Source organism: Providencia rettgeri (genome assembly GCF_013702265.1).
Classification (GTDB): Bacteria; Pseudomonadota; Gammaproteobacteria; order Enterobacterales; family Enterobacteriaceae; genus Providencia; species Providencia zhijiangensis.
The window spans coordinates 3186143-3207408 of record NZ_CP059348.1 but is presented as its reverse complement, the minus strand read 5'-3'; the positions used below and the strand labels follow the sequence as shown (position 1 = coordinate 3207408).

Sequence of the window (21266 nt, the reverse complement as noted above, 5' to 3'; positions counted from 1 at the left end):
CCCCTTATGACTGTGACTACCATAAGGGGCATAGAAGAAACTCAGAAAAAACGAGTATTAGTGGGAGTGGTCGACAACGATAGTGCCGATTTCAGGATGACTGAAGGATGAGATAATATCCAGTCGTAGCTCCTTAGTGCCTTCCTGTGTGATCAGGACGAGGTACTCAATTTTTTTTCGTAGGAGCAAATCACTGGCTTGCCCTTCAATATTCTCGCCGTCATTAAGCTTAATTTGCAGCTTTAATTGACGCTGGCATGCGATTTCTAGATATTCGTAATCATCACAATTGATTGGTTGATATTCATTATCTGTAGACATATTCCCTCACCACTGTGTTAGTGGCGGTTATTGCCGCCTTGAACATGTTTGTTTTATCTAAAAACACTAGCATTTATCGACTAAGCATTTACCGATGAAATAAAAAGCTAAATCAAAAAGTGCTTCGCTCGATAATAGCATAGTAATTTAATAACTATAATCAGTGACGTGGGAAAAGGAAAATTCTTATTCACTAAACTGATATCTTTAGCTGGTTATTTATCCGATTGTAAATTTTTGCATACCTTATTTTTTTATTTCTTGAAATGCTATGATGTATTAATAAGCGAAACAGTAATAATTGAATGATCTGAAAGGAATTATAATGAAGAAAGTACTTTTATTGGCTCTTATTTCGGCGGGTGCTGTGGCATTATCCGGTTGTCAAAGCAGTGTGAACGAAGCGAACTTCGCTCCTGTAGACCATGTTTATAGTGGTGTACTTCCTTGTGCAGATTGTTCGGGTATTGAAGCCACATTATTAGTCAATCCAGATGGTAGCTATGTTGAGCAACTGCTTTATTTAGAAACCCGTGAAGGGAACCAAATGTTCCATGAAACAGGGAACTGGTCTAGCACGGAAAATGTATTAACATTAACTAACTCGAAAGCAGAGCGTACATACTTTGCACAATCTCCTGATAACCAGTCAATCACACTGCTGGATTTAGAAGGCAAAGCGATTGAGAGCTCAATGAACCATACCTTAAAACAGGTCACTCCAAGTAAAAAACGTGGCGAATATCGTTATATGGCGGATGCCGCTATATTTACTGAATGTGGTTCTGGGCGTAAATATGCAACGTCAGGCATTGAACTAGAGAAAGCTTATAGTGATACTGATGTGGATGGCGGCACGCCAGTTTATTTAGAGGTGGATGGTTTCTATTCTATTCGCCCATCCATGGAAGATGGCCAATTTGATTCTGCATTTATTCCTACTGGGAATATTCAGTTCGATAAAACCCGCTCTTGCAAATAACCTGAATTCGTTTTGGTTATATAGTAAAAAGGCTTAGTGACAATAAAAAAGCTCAGGGACAGTAACACTGAACTCTGAGCTTTTTGTATTTAGGCTAACGTAACGGTTATTTAGCTAGTTTTTCTTTCAGGAAGCTAACCACGTTATCTAAACCAACCAGTTGTTTGTCATCACTGCGGCGTGATTTATATTCAACTTGGTTAGTATCTAAATTACGGTCACCAATGACGATAGTGTATGGAACACCAATCAGTTCCATATCGGCAAACATCACACCCGGGCGTTCTTTACGGTCATCGAAAATAACATCGATACCTTGTGCTTTCAGGTCTGCATACAGTTTTTCAGCAACTTCTTTAACGCGATAAGACTTATGCATGTTCATTGGCAGGATAGCAACGTGGAATGGTGCGATAGCATCTGGCCATACAATACCGCGTTCATCGTGGCTCTGCTCAATCGCTGCTGCAACAATACGAGTTACACCAATACCATAGCAACCCATTGTCACGATTTGGTTATGACCTTCTTCGTTCTGCACAGAGGCTTTCATCGCTTCAGAATATTTTGTGCCTAACTGGAAGATATGACCTACTTCGATACCGCGTTTGATTAACAGGGTACCTTTACCATCTGGGCTTGGGTCACCCGCTACCACATTACGCAGGTCGTAAACTTCTGGCAGTGGGAGGTCACGTTCCCAGTTGATGCCAAAGTAGTGTTTACCATCAACATTTGCACCTGCACCAAAGTCACTCATCACGGCAACGCTGCGGTCAATGACGATTGGCATTGGCATATTCACTGGACCTAAAGAGCCTGGACCTGCATTAACTGCTTTGCGGATCTCTTCTTCTGATGCAAATTGCAGAGGACTTGCCACTAATGGGTGTTTTTCTGCTTTAATTTCATTCAGTTCATGGTCGCCACGAATTAACAGGGCAACTAAAGTATGACCAGAGTCTTTCTCAGCATGAACAATCAGAGTCTTAACGGTTTTCTCGATTGGCAGATTGAACTGTTCAACTAATTCAGCAATCGTTTTTGCATTTGGTGTATCCACTAAATGCATTTCTTGGCTTGGCGCTGCACGTTGAACATTTGGTGCAACCGCTTCAGCAAATTCGATATTAGCTGCAAAATCAGATTCAGTAGAGAAGACAACATCATCTTCACCGCTTTGTGCTAAAACTTGGAATTCGTGAGACGCGTTACCACCGATAGAACCGGTGTCTGCTTGCACTGCACGGAAATCAAAGCCAATGCGGGTGAAGATTTTGCTATAAGCTTGGTACATTGCATCGTAAGTTTCTTGCAATGACTCTTGGCTTGTGTGGAACGAGTATGCATCTTTCATGATAAATTCACGAGAACGCATTACACCGAAACGAGGACGAACTTCATCACGGAATTTGGTTTGAATTTGGAATAAATTCAATGGTAATTGTTTGTATGAAGTGATCTCGTTACGCACTAAATCAGTGATAACTTCTTCGTGGGTTGGACCTAAAACAAATGGGCGCTCGCCACGATCTACAAAGCGCAGTAACTCAGGGCCATATTGTTCCCAACGTCCACTTTCTTGCCATAAGTCAGCAGGTTGAACGACGGGTAAAGATACCTCGATAGCGCCTGCATTTTCCATTTCTTCACGAACGATGTTTTCTACTTTACGCAGAACACGCACGCCAGTGGGTAACCAGTCATACAGACCAGAAGCAAGTTTACGGATCATCCCTGCACGCAGCATCAGCTTGTGGCTGATAACTTCTGCATCCGCAGGGGTCTCTTTCAGAGTTGAGAGCAGATATTTGCTAGTACGCATTGTATAGGTTCCATTAGAACAACAAATCATGGTAGGGCTTACGCCTACCCAATAATTTAAAGCTGCTAAGCAGCGGAATAAACAGCTAGTCTACCAGTGACGATGCTTTGTCAAAAGAGGTTAACGCGATTTTTCATTACGTTCGATGGCAAACACTTCAGTGATATTATTAGTCACTCGCCAACGCACATTGAAATCTAATAAATGAACCGCATAATCACGGGCTTCATTGGATTGTTTCTTATAGGCAGGACGTGGGTCTTGCTTTAATACTTGCTCAATAAAAGAGGCTAATCCGGGATAGCGAGATTGGTATTTTTCACATTCAAGTTGAGCTTGTGTACTAAATATAACCTGCATATCTTCTGATGGCGCTTCTTGAGCATAACCGGCTTTGGCTGTTGTAATAGCTTCAGCAAAAGGCAGATACGGTTTGATATCGACCACTGGTGTGCCATCAACTAAATCTAGGCTACCGAGTTCAAGAATGACTTGGTTGTTTTCGATAGTCACGTCTTTTAATTCAACTAATGACATCCCGATAGGGTTTGGTCGAAATGTTGAACGAGTGGCAAATACACCCATTTTATCGTTACCACCTAAGCGGGGAGGGCGTACGAGAGGTTTCCAGCCACCTTCCATCGTTTGGTGAAAAACAAACAACACCCAAATATGACTAAATTGAGTTAATCCTCTAACGGCATTGGGGTCATTGTATGGCGGATGTAAATGCAAACGCCCAAAGCCGTTTTGAACCAGCCCAGGCTGGCGAGGAATAGCAAACTTTTCTTTATAAGGGGATTCGATATGCCCGATAACATTAAATTGAAAAGATTGCATAAGTTGATTATTCAACAATTTTCAATGCACTACCTTCACAGACCGTTGCTTGGAAACAACCCGGCGCTGATTTGGTTTGGCATTGATGTAGTAACACGGCATCCGCAGCGATATAAGCGGCTTGCGTCAACATACTGTTTTTAGCTGAATCAAGATTAATAGGCGGACTCTTTGCATTTTTTCTGCATGACTCACCAGACACAATACCTAAGTCACGAAATGGCATTCCTAATAATTCTTCAGGGCTGTTCATTAATTTAATGTTTTCTGCACTGACATCTTCTTCTTCAGTTTCTACAGGCAAAGGCTTCGATAATTTCATGCTCGAAAACCCTTTATTCATGCTGGGACTGGTGTATTGATTAATTCCGCACCCAGCTAAAGCAAATGTAGCGAGGGCGAGCAAAAACAATCTCATAAATATTACCTTTTTATTATCTGCGCTAGCGCATTAATTATGTAATCGGTTTAAAGCTAATTTATTTAAAACAAATCGGTTTAATGCATGTTGGTATGATACAAAAAAACTAGGTGACATAAAGTCACCTAGCATTTTATACACATTTTTTTTAAGAGAAAAGCTTACCAGCCTTTAACTGCACCACCATCGAATACTTCGTTGGCCTTTTCTGCCACTTCATTAGATTGATATGCTTGAATAAACTTCTTCACATTCTCGCTATCTTTATTATCTTCACGAGCCACAATAATGTTCACATATGGAGAATCTTTATCTTCAACAAACAGACCATCTTTTGCTGGAGTCAGTTTTGGTGTTGCACTGCTAGCCCAAGTTGTGTTGATGATAGCCAGTGCAATTTTTTGATCATCCAGAGCACGTGGTAATTGTGGTGCTTCTAATTCAACAAATTTTAAGCCTTTTGGATTCTCAACAACATCCAACACGGTAGGCATTAAACCTGTGCCATCTTTTAACTTAATTAAACCTTGTTTTTGCAGTAACAGTAATGAACGACCTAAGTTAGTTGGGTCATTTGGCAGCGCAACTTGTGAACCATCAGCCAATTCATCAATAGATTTAATTTGTTTAGAATATCCCGCGATTGGGTAAATAAAGGTATTTCCAACAGGGACTAACTTGTAGTTACGGTCTTTAATTTGCTGATCCAGATAAGGCTTATGTTGGAATGCGTTTGCATCGATATCACCTTTGCTTAATGCTTCGTTTGGTAATACGAAGTCATTGAAAGAGACTAATTCAACATTCAGTCCATATTTTTCTTTAGCAACTTTTTGTGCAACTTCAGCAACTTCAAACTCTTTGCCCATGATCACACCGACTTTGATGCTATTTGGATCTTTTTGTTTTTCACCACAGCCAGCGAGAGCTAATGTTCCCAACAGCGCGCCAACTACTGCAATTGATTTTAACTTAATAGACATAATTTACCCCTTTAGACACTATTTATAGCACCTTAACTACTGTATAGCGTTTTTTGGCGCTGCTATTGTTTCTGACTATCTAGATTACGGACTATTTATGTGACACTTTTTTCATTAGATATTCACCAGTGAACTGAATGATGAATACTAAGACAATCAATAGAACCAGAACGGTATTCATAACTAATGGATTATAAGTATAGTATCCATATTGCATTGCAATTTGTCCTAATCCACCGGAACCTACTGCACCACCCATTGCGGAATAACCGACTAACATAATTAATGTAATGGTTGCTGCGTTAATTAACCCCGGTAAAGATTCTGGCAGTAATACTTTGCGGATAATCTGTAACGGTGTTGCACCCATAGCGCGTGATGCTTCAATTAAACCATTTGGTACTTCTAATAATGCGTTTTCAACCATGCGAGCAATAAATGGAATTGCACCAACAGTCAATGGAACAATCGCACCTTCGATACCAATCGCAGAACCTACGATGAATTTGGTAAACGGGCTGATCCAGACTAATAAAATAATAAACGGTATTGAGCGGAATACGTTCACGACAGCAGAAATAACGCTATACAGAACGGTGTTTTCCATAACTTGCCCACGACGAGTGACATAAAGTAGGACGCCTGTCGGGATACCTAAAATAAAACCTAAAATTGCAGAAACGAAAGTCATGATAATCGTATCAATCGTTCCTGAAATAAGCAGTGAAATCATTCCCTCAGACATAACCTAAAACCTCAACTTTCACATGGTGCTCTTTCAAAAATGTAATAGTGGACTCAATGCCATTTTCTAAGCCGTGTAATTCAGCCAGCATCACACCGAATTTAACGCCACCGGCATAATCAATCTGAGAGCTTAAAATATTAATATCGATATCAAATTTACGTACGGCCATTGAGATTAATGGCGCATCCACCGATTGCCCTGTGAATTCCAGTTTCAATAACGGGGAGAGATCTTTACCTGATTCTGGCTGCAAACGTTCTTTATAGTCATCTGGAATATCGATAACTAATGTTGACTTAATAAATGCTTGAGCAACAGGCGTTTTAGGGTGAGAGAAAACTTCACTCACTTTATCTTGCTCAATAAGCTGACCGCCACTGATCACTGCCACTTGGTCACAAATGCGTTTCACGACATCCATTTCATGGGTGATTAATAAGATAGTTAAACCTAAGCGACGGTTGATATCTTTCAATAATTCTAAAATAGAGCGCGTCGTTGCTGGATCTAATGCACTTGTTGCTTCATCACACAGTAATACTTTTGGTGAGTTTGCTAAGGCGCGGGCAATAGCCACACGCTGTTTTTGACCACCAGAAAGATTCGCTGGATAAGCATCTCTCTTTTCAGATAAACCGACTAACTCTAATAATTCATTAACGCGCTGTTTAATGGTCTCTTTCGGTGTATTGTCTAATTCTAGTGGCAGTGCCACGTTATCAAACACAGTGCGCGAAGATAATAAATTAAAGTGCTGAAAGATCATGCCAATTCCACGGCGTGCTTTTGTAACTTCTTTCTCTGGCAGAGACGTTAAATCTTGTCCATCAACAATGACTTGCCCTGATGTTGGACGCTCCAGCATATTCACGCAACGAATTAAGGTACTTTTACCTGCGCCGGATGCACCAATGACACCATATATTTGACCAGCAGGAACATGCAGGCTGATATCAGTCAGTGCCTGTATATTGCGGTTTCCTTGCTGGAACACTTTATTAATATTTGAGAGCTTTATCATTCTATCTTCTATTCTCTGACGAATTATATTCAAGATACTGTATCTAACATGCATTGGATGTTAAGGCGTCTAGACGTCTAAGTCAACAAAGTTTGATGGATTTATTCTATTCTCATTTCATTTCTTTTCATGAGATACTAAAAACCATTTCAGTTTGAGGAGTAAAGCAGTGAGCAAAGGCATTCCAGCAATCTTTCTAGATAGAGATGGCACAATTAATATCGATCATGGCTATGTACACCAAATCGATGACTTCGAATTTATCGATGGCGCTATTGAAGCCATGATTGAACTCAAAAAAATGGGATATGCATTAGTTGTCGTGACTAATCAATCTGGTATTGGTCGTGGTATCTATACTGAAGACCAGTTTATGACGCTAACTGAGTGGATGGATTGGTCTCTTGCCGACCGTGGTGTTGATTTAGATGGTATCTATTTCTGCCCTCATCACCCGGATGCAGCGGTAGAAGAATATAAGCAAGAATGTAATTGCCGCAAGCCAAAACCAGGAATGCTTTTAGATGCTCAGGAATTTTTAAACATCGATATGGCTTCTTCTATTATGGTTGGCGACAAACTTGCAGATATGCAAGCGGGTAAAGCGGCTCTTGTGGGGACAAATGTATTAGTAAAAAGCGGCGAACCTGTTACAGATGACGCTATTGCGAGTGCAGATCTGGTGATTAATAGCCTTGCAGACCTACCAAAAGCCTTAAAAAGCATCACAAAGTAACCATTTTGGGTGATAAATCAGCACTTGGAAATTATTTTAAAAAAAACACTTGCGAGATTTTGGGAGCTCCCTATAATGCGCATCCGTTGTCACGACAAACCGGCTCGAAGAAAACCTCGAAGCCCCGTGATAACAGAGGTGAAGAAAGAAAATAGTTGAAAATAATCGCTTGACTTTCTAAATAAAAAACGTAGTATACGACACCTCGCGACAACGACCTAAAGTCGATAATCAAAAGATTAAGTCGCACCGCTCTTTAACAATTTATCAGACAATCTGTGTGGGCACTCACAGGACACTATCAAAAAAATATTTGATTTTAAGTCTTGAAGAGTGACTAACACGTTAATTCATATATATGAACTAATAGGTAATTTGGTTTCTTCGGAAATCAAACGACAGTAAACATTCTTTGAGCATCAAGCTTTTTAATTGAAGAGTTTGATCATGGCTCAGATTGAACGCTGGCGGCAGGCCTAACACATGCAAGTCGAGCGGTAACAGGGGAAGCTTGCTTCTCGCTGACGAGCGGCGGACGGGTGAGTAATGTATGGGGATCTGCCCGATAGAGGGGGATAACTACTGGAAACGGTAGCTAATACCGCATAATCTCTAAGGAGCAAAGCAGGGGAACTTCGGTCCTTGCGCTATCGGATGAACCCATATGGGATTAGCTAGTTGGTGAGGTAATGGCTCACCAAGGCGACGATCCCTAGCTGGTCTGAGAGGATGATCAGCCACACTGGGACTGAGACACGGCCCAGACTCCTACGGGAGGCAGCAGTGGGGAATATTGCACAATGGGCGCAAGCCTGATGCAGCCATGCCGCGTGTATGAAGAAGGCCTTAGGGTTGTAAAGTACTTTCAGTTGGGAGGAAGGCGTTGATGCTAATATCATCAACGATTGACGTTACCAACAGAAGAAGCACCGGCTAACTCCGTGCCAGCAGCCGCGGTAATACGGAGGGTGCAAGCGTTAATCGGAATTACTGGGCGTAAAGCGCACGCAGGCGGTTGATTAAGTTAGATGTGAAATCCCCGGGCTTAACCTGGGAATGGCATCTAAGACTGGTCAGCTAGAGTCTTGTAGAGGGGGGTAGAATTCCATGTGTAGCGGTGAAATGCGTAGAGATGTGGAGGAATACCGGTGGCGAAGGCGGCCCCCTGGACAAAGACTGACGCTCAGGTGCGAAAGCGTGGGGAGCAAACAGGATTAGATACCCTGGTAGTCCACGCTGTAAACGATGTCGATTTGGAGGTTGTTCCCTTGAGGAGTGGCTTCCGGAGCTAACGCGTTAAATCGACCGCCTGGGGAGTACGGCCGCAAGGTTAAAACTCAAATGAATTGACGGGGGCCCGCACAAGCGGTGGAGCATGTGGTTTAATTCGATGCAACGCGAAGAACCTTACCTACTCTTGACATCCAGAGAATTTAGCAGAGATGCTTTAGTGCCTTCGGGAACTCTGAGACAGGTGCTGCATGGCTGTCGTCAGCTCGTGTTGTGAAATGTTGGGTTAAGTCCCGCAACGAGCGCAACCCTTATCCTTTGTTGCCAGCACGTGATGGTGGGAACTCAAAGGAGACTGCCGGTGATAAACCGGAGGAAGGTGGGGATGACGTCAAGTCATCATGGCCCTTACGAGTAGGGCTACACACGTGCTACAATGGCGTATACAAAGAGAAGCGACCTCGCGAGAGCAAGCGGAACTCATAAAGTACGTCGTAGTCCGGATTGGAGTCTGCAACTCGACTCCATGAAGTCGGAATCGCTAGTAATCGTAGATCAGAATGCTACGGTGAATACGTTCCCGGGCCTTGTACACACCGCCCGTCACACCATGGGAGTGGGTTGCAAAAGAAGTAGGTAGCTTAACCTTCGGGAGGGCGCTTACCACTTTGTGATTCATGACTGGGGTGAAGTCGTAACAAGGTAACCGTAGGGGAACCTGCGGTTGGATCACCTCCTTACCATTGAAGTGTACTTGTGAAGTGCTCACACAGATTGTCTGATGAAATAGAGTAACGGTATCGATAGGCTTGTAGCTCAGGTGGTTAGAGCGCACCCCTGATAAGGGTGAGGTCGGTGGTTCAAGTCCACTCAGGCCTACCAAAATCGAATTGATGCTTCGTTATAACTCAGCTCGTTTACCAAATGTAAACGTCGCCAAGTTATGCCTTGCCTAAATTCAATTTAACTCAAAATTCTTTCTTAATGAAAGACTCGATACTGGAAATACCTTTATGGGGCTATAGCTCAGCTGGGAGAGCGCCTGCCTTGCACGCAGGAGGTCAGCGGTTCGATCCCGCTTAGCTCCACCATAAACTTTCTGATTATTCAGAATAGATTAGAAATAGTCTATTGCGAATAATTATGCTCTTTAACAATCTGGAACAAGCTGAAAATTGAAAACAACGCACATTGTTTATCGCTTAAACAATGTGAGAGTCTCTCAAAAATCTCAACTTGAATGTGTTCAATTGACCGTCGGGTCAGTTGATAAAGACACCTTCGGGTTGTGAGGTTAAGCGACTAAGCGTACACGGTGGATGCCTAGGCAATCAGAGGCGATGAAGGACGTGCTAATCTGCGATAAGCGTCGGTAAGGTGATATGAACCGTTATAACCGACGATTTCCGAATGGGGAAACCCAGTGCAATTCGTTGCACTATCGTTTGATGAATACATAGTCAAACGAGCGAACCGAGGGAACTGAAACATCTCAGTACCTCGAGGAAAAGAAATCAACCGAGATTCCCCTAGTAGCGGCGAGCGAACGGGGAGCAGCCCAGAGTCTTAATCAGCATTAGCATCAGGAGAACGGTCTGGAAAGGCCGGCAGTAAAGGGTGATAGCCCCGTATCCGAAGGTGTTAGTGTTGTGAACTCGACGAGTAGGGCGGGACACGTGTTATCCTGTCTGAATATGGGGGGACCATCCTCCAAGGCTAAATACTCCTGATTGACCGATAGTGAACCAGTACCGTGAGGGAAAGGCGAAAAGAACCCCGGCGAGGGGAGTGAAATAGAACCTGAAACCGTGTACGTACAAGCAGTGGGAGCACCCTTGTGGTGTGACTGCGTACCTTTTGTATAATGGGTCAGCGACTTATATTCTGTAGCAAGGTTAACCGTATAGGGGAGCCGTAGGGAAACCGAGTCTTAACTGGGCGAATGAGTTGCAGGGTATAGACCCGAAACCCGGTGATCTAGCCATGGGCAGGTTGAAGGTTGGGTAACACTAACTGGAGGACCGAACCGACTAATGTTGAAAAATTAGCGGATGACTTGTGGCTGGGGGTGAAAGGCCAATCAAACCGGGAGATAGCTGGTTCTCCCCGAAAGCTATTTAGGTAGCGCCTCGTGAACTCATCTTCGGGGGTAGAGCACTGTTTCGACTAGGGGGTCATCCCGACTTACCAACTCGATGCAAACTACGAATACCGAAGAATGTTATCACGGGAGACACACGGCGGGTGCTAACGTTCGTCGTGAAGAGGGAAACAACCCAGACCGCCAGCTAAGGTCCCAAAGTCATAGTTAAGTGGGAAACGAAGTGGGAAGGCTCAGACAGCCAGGATGTTGGCTTAGAAGCAGCCATCATTTAAAGAAAGCGTAATAGCTCACTGGTCGAGTCGGCCTGCGCGGAAGATGTAACGGGGCTAAACTATGCACCGAAGCTGCGGCAGCGATATGTAAATATTGTTGGGTAGGGGAGCGTTCTGTAAGCCTGTGAAGGTGTGCTGTGAGGCATGCTGGAGGTATCAGAAGTGCGAATGCTGACATAAGTAACGATAATGCGGGTGAAAAACCCGCACGCCGGAAGACCAAGGGTTCCTGTCCAACGTTAATCGGGGCAGGGTGAGTCGACCCCTAAGGCGAGGCAGAAATGCGTAGTCGATGGGAAACGGGTTAATATTCCCGTACTGGTGATAATTGCGATGGGGGGACGGAGAAGGTTAGGCTGGCCGGGCGACGGTTGTCCCGGTTTAAGGATGTAGGCAGGTGAATTAGGCAAATCCGGTTCACTATATGCTGAGGTCTGATGACGAGTCACTACGGTGGCGAAGTAGCTCATACCCCGCTTCCAGGAAAAGCCTCTAAGCTCTAGATTATCATTAATCGTACCCCAAACCGACACAGGTGGTCAGGTAGAGAATACTCAGGCGCTTGAGAGAACTCGGGTGAAGGAACTAGGCAAAATGGTGCCGTAACTTCGGGAGAAGGCACGCTGGCATTAGGTGAAGTGATTTACTCATGGAGCTGAAGCCAGTCGCAGATACCAGCTGGCTGCAACTGTTTATTAAAAACACAGCACTGTGCAAACACGAAAGTGGACGTATACGGTGTGACGCCTGCCCGGTGCTGGAAGGTTAATTGATGGGGTTATCCGTAAGGAGAAGCTCTTGATCGAAGCCCCAGTAAACGGCGGCCGTAACTATAACGGTCCTAAGGTAGCGAAATTCCTTGTCGGGTAAGTTCCGACCTGCACGAATGGCGTAATGATGGCCAGGCTGTCTCCACCCGAGACTCAGTGAAATTGAACTCGCTGTGAAGATGCAGTGTACCCGCGGCAAGACGGAAAGACCCCGTGAACCTTTACTATAGCTTGACACTGAACATTGAGCCTTGATGTGTAGGATAGGTGGGAGGCTTTGAAGCGTGGACGCCAGTCTGCGTGGAGCCAACCTTGAAATACCACCCTTTAATGTTTGATGTTCTAACGTAGCCCCATTATCTGGGGTGCGGACAGTGTCTGGTGGGTAGTTTGACTGGGGCGGTCTCCTCCCAAAGAGTAACGGAGGAGCACGAAGGTTGGCTAAGCATGGTCGGACATCATGCGGTTAGTGCAAAGGCATAAGCCAGCTTGACTGCGAGAGTGACGGCTCGAGCAGGTACGAAAGTAGGTCTTAGTGATCCGGTGGTTCTGTATGGAAGGGCCATCGCTCAACGGATAAAAGGTACTCCGGGGATAACAGGCTGATACCGCCCAAGAGTTCATATCGACGGCGGTGTTTGGCACCTCGATGTCGGCTCATCACATCCTGGGGCTGAAGTAGGTCCCAAGGGTACGGCTGTTCGCCGTTTAAAGTGGTACGCGAGCTGGGTTTAGAACGTCGTGAGACAGTTCGGTCCCTATCTGCCGTGGGCGTTGGAAGATTGAAAGGGGCTGCTCCTAGTACGAGAGGACCGGAGTGGACGCACCACTGGTGTTCGGGTTGTCATGCCAATGGCATTGCCCGGTAGCTAAGTGCGGAAGAGATAACCGCTGAAAGCATCTAAGCGGGAAACTTGCCTTGAGATGAGTCTTCCCTGACTCTTTAAGGGTCCTAAAGGAACGTTTAAGACTAAGACGTTGATAGGTTGGGTGTGTAAGCGTAGCGATACGTTGAGCTAACCAATACTAATGAACCGTGAGGCTTAACCTGACAACACCGAAGGTGTTTTCGAGATTGAGAGATTAAAGTTGATTCAATGAAGTGGGACGCCGAGAGGTGGACACAACAGCTTGTTCAGGATTGATATTCTGGTTTAGTGGATTAAAGGCTAAACGGGAATAAACAGAATTTGTCTGGCGGCAATAGCGCGGTGGTCCCACCTGACCCCATGCCGAACTCAGTAGTGAAACGCCGTAGCGCCGATGGTAGTGTGGGGTCTCCCCATGTGAGAGTAGGGAACTGCCAGACATTAAATTAGCCGAGAAGCCACCCATTGGGTGGCTTTTTTGCGTTTGGGGTACTGGAAATCATAGAAAGGTATACCACTAACTGTTTTACCATTCACAACGTCGGTGATGCCTCTACTCACTAACTGCCTAAAAGCGCCTAATATCGCTTTGCTTCCCAACCCATAAACGGTGTTTTTACTATCAGCAATAAAATTGCCCTGTATATTGAGTTGAAAACCGACCGCCATATTAACCTTACCCGCCTTATATCCTAATCAAGTAGTAAAGAATGCCTCTATTACGTGTATGTTTTTTCTTTGTTAAGCCATTATCTTGCAAGTTTATCATGGCGGATGGCAGGTAATTTGACGAAGATAGTTGGGCTAACCTGGAAAAGTCACAAAAAGGAATAATAAGTTCCGTAAGATAACCTGCAAGATATTTGATATACTGCACTTGAGTCAGTCAAACCAATGCTAAACTAGCATAGTCGACAACAATATTGTTGTTATCAATTTCGTAGGGAATCCGGTACGTGGCTAAAAGAACCTATTCTGTTCGGTACATTGCAGGCGAGCCTGCAAAACGTATTCAGCCTATGCCAATCCATATGCTGGGAGATTCTCTTCCTATTGGTCTTCCTCTGTTTCCTGCTGGTGAAACGTTGGATGTTGTTACGTGGAATATTTATAAGCAGCAGCGACCAAATTGGAAATCTACGTTAGCAGAGCTCGTTAAAGAAAAAAAACTGTTATTGCTCCAAGAAGCACAAATGTCACCAGAATTGGTTTCTTTTGCTGCTTCACATCAGTTGATAGCAGACCAAGTCCCTGCCTTACCTTTTTCTCCTCATCCATCAGGGGTAATGACACTCGCGACCGCTCACCCTATTTATTGTTGCCCATTACGAGAAAAAGAACCGTTATTACGTTTAGCGAAATCGGCGTTGATCACAGTTTATCCATTGCCTAATGGTAAGCATTTAATGGTAGCGAACGTACACGCAATCAACTTTAGTTTTGGGGTTGATGTGTATACGAAGCAATTGAGTAAATTAGGTTCTCACATTAGCAAACATGTTGGTCCCGTTATTCTCGCTGGGGACTTTAATGCATGGAGCCGTCAGCGAGTAAATGCATTAAAACGCTTTATTCGTTCCGTTGGCTTGAAGGAAGTTCTCTACGATTCAGATTTACGGACAAAAGCGTTTGGTCGTCCATTAGACTTTATGTTTTACCGCGGCTTAAAACTGAAAGAAAGCCACATATTACAGACGGATGCGTCAGATCATAACCCTATTATTACCCAATTTAAATTAACTAAGTAATGCCTTTTTAAGATTATCCCACCTTATTTATCCCTGTAATTATTGTAGATTTGATTCTCTATTTTGCGGGGACCATACCTTGAAACGATTATTACCCATCGCTTTACTATTTTGCATGTCCTATGCATTAGGAAAAAATAACCTTGAATTGGCAAAACAGGCTGAACAGTTACCTCGCCTTGTTGTTTATGATTCATCTTATCGCCAGATAGATTACCCCAATGGGGATGTTCCCAGCCATTATGGTGTCTGTTCTGATGTTGTGATCCGCAGTTATCGTAAGCTGGGTATTGATCTTCAAAAACAGCTTCATGAAGATATGAAGAAAAATTTTAGCCAGTATCCAAGCCAAAAAATGTGGGGGCTTCGTAAGCCTGATACCAACATTGATCATCGGCGAGTACCTAACTTAGAAACCTTTTTTGCTCGAAAAGGCACGGTTAAACCTATTACGTTAAAAGGGGAGGATTATTTGCCCGGCGATATCGTTTCATGGCGTTTAGATAACGGTCGTCCACATATAGGAATTGTGACATCCATCAAAGCGTCGAATAATCAATATTACTTAGTGATGCATAATATTGGATATGGGCAAGTCGCCGAGGACATCTTGTTTAAATGGAAGATAGTTGGGCATTATTCATATTAATATTATTATTTCAATGAGTTGTAATGAAGTTTATTTTGTTATTTATGAGTGTATGACTTTTCTTTTACCGGAGAAAGTACTTTAATATCTCAAAGTGATTAGTTTTTTTTGTTAATTTTCGAATTATATGCAATTTATTGTATTGGTTGTTATTGGCATTAAACTATATTTACTAAGTGTAAAGCACGGCGATGAGCAGGTTTTATTTATCGAGTTGTTTTATTTCTTAAGGATTTTAAATCATGAAAAATATAGTTATTGTGGGTGGTGGTACTGGCGGTACCATGTTAGCTAATATTTTGGCTAGAAAACTGAATAAAGACATTTTTTCTAAAAAAATAAAAATAACGTTAATAACAGATAATCCGATACATTATTATAAACCTGCATTTATGTATGTGGCTTTTAATATGTTCTTTAAAGAAGAATTAAGCCGACCTGAGCGTGAATTATTAAGGCCAGAAATTGAATTAGTCATTGATAAAGTTGATTCTTTTGATTTTAAAAATAAAGAATTACACTCAAGAAATAATAAAAAATATCACTATGACTATTTAGTTGTTGCAACTGGGTGTATTCCAAGACCTGAACGCATTGAAGGATTAAAGGAAATGGGTAACCATTTTTATGCCTATGATGCCTCGCGTAAATTAGCCGATCAATTATCTAAGATTGAAAAAGGTCGTATTTTTATTACCGTTTCATTTCCTGAAACACCAAATGTTCCCCATCAGTGTGGTATAGCACCGATGGAAACAACACTCATGATTGATGAATTTTTACGTAAACGTCGGGTTAGAGATAATATTGAAATTGTTTATACCTACCCAACGGTTGCACAATTACTGCGTAACTGTTTATTCATGCAACAGCCAGTTTGTGAAGTTATTCCAGAAGTATTTGTTACTAGAGATATTAAAGCTCAGCGAGGATTCACTTTAAGTAAAGTCGACCCAGATAAGAAACTAGCTTATTCCAAAGAAGGGGATGAACAGCCTTTCGATTTATTAATTAGCACGCCACCAATTACTGCGGTAGAGGCGGTCGTGAATACAGGGTTAAGTGAACACAATAATGGTGAAGGTTGGTTACCGACCGATCATGAAACTATGCAAGTCTATGGTGTTGAAGGCGTTTATGTAATTGGTGACACGGTTGATTTACCAATTAGTAAAGCCGGCGGTAGCTGCCATAACCAAGCTGCAATTATCGCTGATAATATTTGTGGCGAGTTGATTTATGGCTATCCAGCGGCTATTTATGATGGTCGAGTGCAAGCTGTTGCTCAAATGGGATTAACGGCGGGTATGCCTCTGCAATATGATTACAAGCACGATGTTATTCCGACTCCGCCAACGAAACTCGGTGGATTACTAAGAAATGGCTTCAATAGAGGTATTTATTGGGCAGCAATCCGTGGCTTAGTTTAATAAGGAATTAAAAATGTCTAATAATGAAAGTCAAAGCAAACTGGTTGAATTATTAAGCTCAGAATCCGGTAATCATCTTGCTGAAAAATTAGCACCGTTATTACAGTTAAATCGCCTAGACAATATTGTGGATCTACTTTCACTAGTATCCGATCTTGTCGATATATTAGGGAAGGTGCGAATAAGTCCGAGATGTGAGATCATCGTATTGTAACCTGAACCCAGAATGAGTAACCGGATGAGCCAGCAACTGACTTTTGCCGATAGTGAGTTTTCCAGTAAACGCCGCCAGACCCGCAAAGAAGTTTTCCTTGGCAGAATGGATGACTTGCTTCCCTGGGACAAATTACTTGGCGTTATCGAGCCTGTGTATCCCAAGGCCGGTAATGGTCGCAGGCCCTATCCGCTGGAAACCATGCTGCGTATTCACTGCATGCAGCAATGGTACAACCTGAGCGATGAGGCCATGGAAGATGCCCTCTATGAAATCGCCTCCATGCGCCAATTTGCTCGCCTGTCACTGGATAAAGCCATTCCAGACCGCACTACCATCATGAATTTCCGGCATTTGCTGGAGCAGCATGAACTGGCCCGCAAAATCTTCAGTACCGTTAATCACTGGCTAGCAGAGTGTGGCGTTCTAATGACCCAGGGCACCTTGGTGGATGCCACCATCATTCAAGCCCCCAGCTCTACCAAAAACAAACACAACAGCCGTGATGAAGACATGCACCAGACCAAGAAAGGTAACCAGTGGTACTTCGGCATGAAAGCGCACATTGGCGTGGACGCCAAAAGTGGCCTGACCCACAGTCTGGTGACCACGGCGGCTAACGAGCACGACCTCAATCAGGTTGGCAAGTTACTGCATGGCGATGAAGAGTTTATCTCAGCCGATGCTGGTTATCAGGGGGCCGAAAAGCGCGATGAGCTCAGCGATGTCAGCGCAGACTGGCTTATCGCCAAGCGTCCCGGCAAAGTGAATGCATTGAAGCAACACCCGCGCAAGAACAAGCTGGCCATCCGTTACGAATACCTGAAAGCGAGTATCCGAGCGAAGGTTGAGCATCCATTTCGGATAGTAAAATGTCAGTTTGGTTTCGTCAAAGCCAGGTACAAGGGGCTGGCTAAAAATGACAGTCAACTGGCGATGTTATTCACCCTGGCGAACCTGGTTCGAGTTGACCAATTGATACGGGCACAGGCGAGATCTACCTGAAATGAGGAAATTGGCCTGAAACAGGGCCAAAATCAGCCACGAAGAGACGATTTTGGGCTGAAAATTGGAAAATTGAGCCACAGGACGTCGATAAAGGACGGTTTGGGGCGTCATATCGGGAGCTGCGGACCACTTAATCGCAGCTTCCCTAAAATTACTGGAATATTTTTATACGCAGGAATACCACATTGAGGGTCAAAGTTATCAAGTGCTATCAAATTATTTGCTTCAGGAAAATAAGTGGCAACACAGCGATCAGCCATATCATAGATAACCACTTTTAGATTATCTAAACGACGTTTAGTCCTATTTTGTCGATTATCCAAGGCAATAACATTGACTCTATCACCCGCAGATAATTTTTGTTTTTTTGCCTGAGCTTCACTGATAAAGATGACGTCTCTCTGTCCAAAAACACCACGATAGCGGTCATTCATTCCATAAATAGTTGTATTGTACTGGTCATGACTACGTATAGTTGCCAAAACTAATTCGCTATGTGTCGCAGACTCTGGATCTTCAATGACACCTTCAGTTGTTATAAAGTTTGCTTTACCTGATTGAGTTAACCACTTACGCTGAGCCGCTGCATTTGTTAAATGAAAACCGCCAGGAATTCGGATTCTTTTGTTGTAATCTTCAAAACCTGGTAATACAGCTTCCATTGCATCACGAATTTTATCGTAATCATCAATGAAATCATCCCATTCAACTTTTGAGTTAGGAATCGTCGCTTTGGCGAGACCAGCAACAATGGCACATTCAGATTTTAAATATGGGCTAGCAGGTTTTAGCTTGCCATGTGAAGCATGTACCATTGACATAGAATCCTCAACAGTAATGCTTTGCGGACCTGATTTTTGAATATCTACTTCTGTACGACCTAATACAGGAAATAAAAATGTATTCTTTGCCGTCAACAAATGTGACCGATTAAGTTTGGTCCCAATATGAACAGCCATATCAAGTTTTTTCATTCCACTGTAGCACGCATCTTTATCCGGCATTGCAACAGCAAGATTCCCACCCATACAAATCAATGCGTTGACTTTCCCTTCAGAGATTGCTTGCATGCTAGCCACGGCCGCATGACCAAAAGCGACAGGAGGCTTAAAACCAAAGCGTTGCTCAATTTTGTCTAGAAAAGATTGGCTTGGCTTTTCGGTTATTCCAACGGTACGATCGCCTTGCACATTAGAATGCCCCCTCAATGGACAAATTCCCGCACCATCCCGACCAATATTACCTTTCAATAATAAAAGATTGATCAGTTGCTGAATATTTTGAGTGCCATGCTGATGCTGCGTAATTCCCATTCCATAACAGATAATAGTGCTTTTTGCTTCAATATAAAGTTGAGCAATTTGTTCCATTTCATCGCGAGTCATGCCACTCACAGATAAAATATCATCCCAAGAAGTAGACAATACATCGTGCTTAAGCTCCTCGAAACCAACGGTATGAGTACTTATAAATTCATTATCTAATATAGGCGCTTGACCTTTTGCTACCGCCGCATCGTGATGCTCAATAATGATGCGAATAACACCCTTAATTAATGCAGTATCTCCACCAATTCTAACTTTATAGTAATATCCTGCGAGAGGCGTGGACTCTAGCGCCAACATCTCAATTGGATCTTGCGGGTAAGTGAATCGTTCTAACCCTCTTTCTTTTAAAGGGTTAATTGCGATAATTTTGGCACCTCGTTTTGATACTTCACGAAGTGAACTGAGCATTCGAGGATGATTCGTTCCTGGATTATGTCCAATACAAATCACTAAATCAGCCTTGTCAAAATCGTCAAGTAATACCGTACCTTTACCCACACCTATTGAGGCGGCAAGCCCGACACTTGTCGGCTCATGGCACATATTTGAACAATCTGGAAAATTGTTGGTTCCATACTCTCTGGCAAAAAGCTGATATAAAAACGCAGCTTCATTTGAAGTTCGACCTGAAGTATAAAATTCAACAGAATTAGGATCTGAGTAATTTGATAACCGTTGACCTATTTGAGCAAACGCATCGTTCCATTCAATTTTTTCATAGCAATCTGTTTGCTCATTATATTTCATTGGGTGAGTTAGACGACCTTCATTTTCCAAGTCATAATCATTCCACGTTAACAATTCACTAACGGTATGTTTCGCAAAAAACTCAAGTGTTGCTCTCTTTGCCGTGGCTTCCCATGCCATCGCTTTTGCACCATTTTCACAGACATCAAACGATGCACTATGTTTAGGGTCGGGCCATGCGCAACCTGGACAGTCAAAACCTTGGGGCTTATTCATTTCAAACATAGTAATAATATCGGGTACAATATCCATCTGCTCGCGTATAGCTTCAGCGACAGCTTTAACTGCCCCCCAACCCGCCGCAGGTCCAGTGTAATTTTCGATTTTTTCTTTCATTTTCATTACTCTTTTAAATTTAAATGTAACAAGAAATAAACGTTATTTTATTACAGTGTAATTATGATTAATGTGGAGTGACGAATACCGACTTATCTTTTTTTGAATATAATTAAAAAAATGAAATATTATTTCATGGATAACATATCAAATAGAATTAATAATAATAAGGAATTATCTTCCATTAATAACTTTTAATGTATCGGCTATAGATTAAAACTCTAGTGAATTTAAAAAATATAAAATTATCAAATAAATATATAAATCCACATACATGTTCTTGCTCTGTTTTAAACAAATAGGACATTTTGCAATATAATATAATTCAATTAATGAAGTGTTAAATAACAAAATCAACAGTTAAATATTATATGGCTTAGTTTGAGCAGAAAGCACCATATTCATCACCTAACAAGGATATCAACATCCAAAATCTACAACTATTTTAGGTATTAATGATGAATTACCTTATAGTTGAATAGGTGGACGTTAATTGAACGAAGAAAGGCTAAGATCAGCTGATTCCCTGAATTTTAGGCATAAAAAAAGACATCCGTGATGTCGATTGATATGCGCTTACTTGAGAATGGTACCCCTACAGGATTCAATATAAACACATAATACACTGATTATAAACGCATTAGACTCATTCAATTTCGTGTCATGCCCCCAATTATGCCCCCT

16 protein-coding genes, 2 tRNA genes and 3 rRNA genes are annotated in these 21266 nt (G+C 42.7%); 12 read left to right on the top strand and 9 right to left on the bottom strand.

The features are described from left to right. Positions 1–57: 57 nt before the first annotated feature. Complete coding sequence (gene rof / locus H0913_RS14730; RefSeq protein WP_006658392.1) at positions 58–321, bottom strand: Rho-binding antiterminator; 264 nt, start codon at positions 319–321, stop codon at positions 58–60. 325 nt (positions 322–646) lie between these two features. On the opposite strand from rof, the gene H0913_RS14725 reads away from it, so the two are divergent. Continuing rightward, a complete protein-coding gene (locus tag H0913_RS14725) occupies positions 647–1303 on the top strand; it encodes a copper resistance protein NlpE N-terminal domain-containing protein (protein ID WP_154603336.1) in 657 nt (218 codons plus the stop codon). Between the two features lie 106 nt (positions 1304–1409). Here H0913_RS14725 and proS read toward each other — a convergent pair whose 3' ends face one another. The 6 genes from proS to metN form a co-directional block, all read right to left on the bottom strand. Next, positions 1410–3128: a proline--tRNA ligase gene (gene proS, locus H0913_RS14720; protein ID WP_181477511.1), complete on the bottom strand. Its 1719-nt coding sequence runs from the start codon at positions 3126–3128 to the stop codon at positions 1410–1412. Between the two features lie 120 nt (positions 3129–3248). After that, positions 3249–3968 carry a tRNA (N6-threonylcarbamoyladenosine(37)-N6)-methyltransferase TrmO gene (tsaA, locus tag H0913_RS14715; protein WP_154603334.1) on the bottom strand — a complete coding sequence of 240 codons (720 nt, stop codon included), beginning with the start codon at positions 3966–3968 and terminating at the stop codon, positions 3249–3251. A 7-nt stretch (positions 3969–3975) separates the two neighbouring features. Continuing rightward, positions 3976–4386: an Rcs stress response system protein RcsF gene (gene rcsF / locus H0913_RS14710; protein ID WP_181477510.1), complete on the bottom strand. Its 411-nt coding sequence runs from the start codon at positions 4384–4386 to the stop codon at positions 3976–3978. A gap of 164 nt (positions 4387–4550) precedes the next feature. Next, positions 4551–5372: a MetQ/NlpA family lipoprotein gene (locus H0913_RS14705; protein WP_036956390.1), complete on the bottom strand. Its 822-nt coding sequence runs from the start codon at positions 5370–5372 to the stop codon at positions 4551–4553. A 91-nt stretch (positions 5373–5463) separates the two neighbouring features. Then, complete coding sequence (gene metI, locus H0913_RS14700; protein WP_036968878.1) at positions 5464–6117, bottom strand: methionine ABC transporter permease MetI; 654 nt, start codon at positions 6115–6117, stop codon at positions 5464–5466. Next, positions 6110–7141 carry a methionine ABC transporter ATP-binding protein MetN gene (gene metN / locus H0913_RS14695; protein ID WP_181477509.1) on the bottom strand — a complete coding sequence of 344 codons (1032 nt, stop codon included), beginning with the start codon at positions 7139–7141 and terminating at the stop codon, positions 6110–6112. The genes metI and metN overlap by 8 nt, the downstream gene beginning before the upstream one ends. Before the next feature lie 169 nt (positions 7142–7310). Here metN and gmhB point away from each other — a divergent pair, with 169 nt between their 5' ends. The 6 genes from gmhB (at position 7311) to rrf (ending at position 13562) form a co-directional block, all read left to right on the top strand. Further along, the gene (gene gmhB / locus H0913_RS14690) at positions 7311–7877 is read left to right on the top strand and encodes a D-glycero-beta-D-manno-heptose 1,7-bisphosphate 7-phosphatase (protein WP_181477508.1); all 567 of its coding nucleotides are present in this window, start codon (positions 7311–7313) and stop codon (positions 7875–7877) included. Positions 7878–8306: 429 nt separating this feature from the next. After that, positions 8307–9847: ribosomal RNA gene (locus H0913_RS14685) — 16S ribosomal RNA — on the top strand. A gap of 65 nt (positions 9848–9912) precedes the next feature. Then, positions 9913–9989, top strand: a tRNA-Ile gene (locus H0913_RS14680). 133 nt (positions 9990–10122) lie between these two features. Continuing rightward, positions 10123–10198, top strand: a tRNA-Ala gene (locus tag H0913_RS14675). A gap of 201 nt (positions 10199–10399) precedes the next feature. Beyond that, a 23S ribosomal RNA gene (locus H0913_RS14670) occupies positions 10400–13304 on the top strand. Positions 13305–13446: 142 nt separating this feature from the next. Next, positions 13447–13562 (top strand): 5S ribosomal RNA (rrf, locus tag H0913_RS14665). The 16S, 23S and 5S rRNA genes sit together here with 2 tRNA genes alongside, the layout of an rRNA operon. Before the next feature lies 1 nt (position 13563). On the opposite strand, the gene H0913_RS14660 is transcribed toward rrf, so the two are convergent. Then, positions 13564–13791, bottom strand: coding sequence for a hypothetical protein (locus H0913_RS14660; RefSeq protein WP_181477507.1), 228 nt, complete (start codon positions 13789–13791; stop codon positions 13564–13566). A 287-nt stretch (positions 13792–14078) separates the two neighbouring features. Between H0913_RS14660 and H0913_RS14655 the strand changes: the two genes are divergently transcribed. The 5 genes from H0913_RS14655 to H0913_RS14635 all read left to right on the top strand — a co-directional run bounded on the left by H0913_RS14655 (position 14079) and on the right by H0913_RS14635 (position 18168). Then, on the top strand, positions 14079–14870 hold the full coding sequence (locus H0913_RS14655; protein ID WP_181477506.1) for an endonuclease/exonuclease/phosphatase family protein: 792 nt from the start codon (positions 14079–14081) through the stop codon (positions 14868–14870). Between the two features lie 115 nt (positions 14871–14985). Beyond that, positions 14986–15519: a DUF1287 domain-containing protein gene (locus H0913_RS14650; RefSeq protein WP_181478807.1), complete on the top strand. Its 534-nt coding sequence runs from the start codon at positions 14986–14988 to the stop codon at positions 15517–15519. Positions 15520–15761: 242 nt separating this feature from the next. Then, the gene (locus H0913_RS14645) at positions 15762–16949 is read left to right on the top strand and encodes an NAD(P)/FAD-dependent oxidoreductase (RefSeq protein WP_154602352.1); all 1188 of its coding nucleotides are present in this window, start codon (positions 15762–15764) and stop codon (positions 16947–16949) included. Positions 16950–16962: 13 nt separating this feature from the next. Further along, a complete protein-coding gene (locus H0913_RS14640; protein WP_181478855.1) occupies positions 16963–17163 on the top strand; it encodes a hypothetical protein in 201 nt (66 codons plus the stop codon). Positions 17164–17187: 24 nt separating this feature from the next. Continuing rightward, on the top strand, positions 17188–18168 hold the full coding sequence (locus H0913_RS14635) for an IS5-like element ISEc68 family transposase (RefSeq protein WP_000082736.1): 981 nt from the start codon (positions 17188–17190) through the stop codon (positions 18166–18168). A gap of 110 nt (positions 18169–18278) precedes the next feature. Here H0913_RS14635 and H0913_RS14630 read toward each other — a convergent pair whose 3' ends face one another. Further along, the gene (locus H0913_RS14630) at positions 18279–20582 is read right to left on the bottom strand and encodes an FdhF/YdeP family oxidoreductase (protein WP_181477505.1); all 2304 of its coding nucleotides are present in this window, start codon (positions 20580–20582) and stop codon (positions 18279–18281) included. Positions 20583–21266 lie beyond the last annotated feature (684 nt).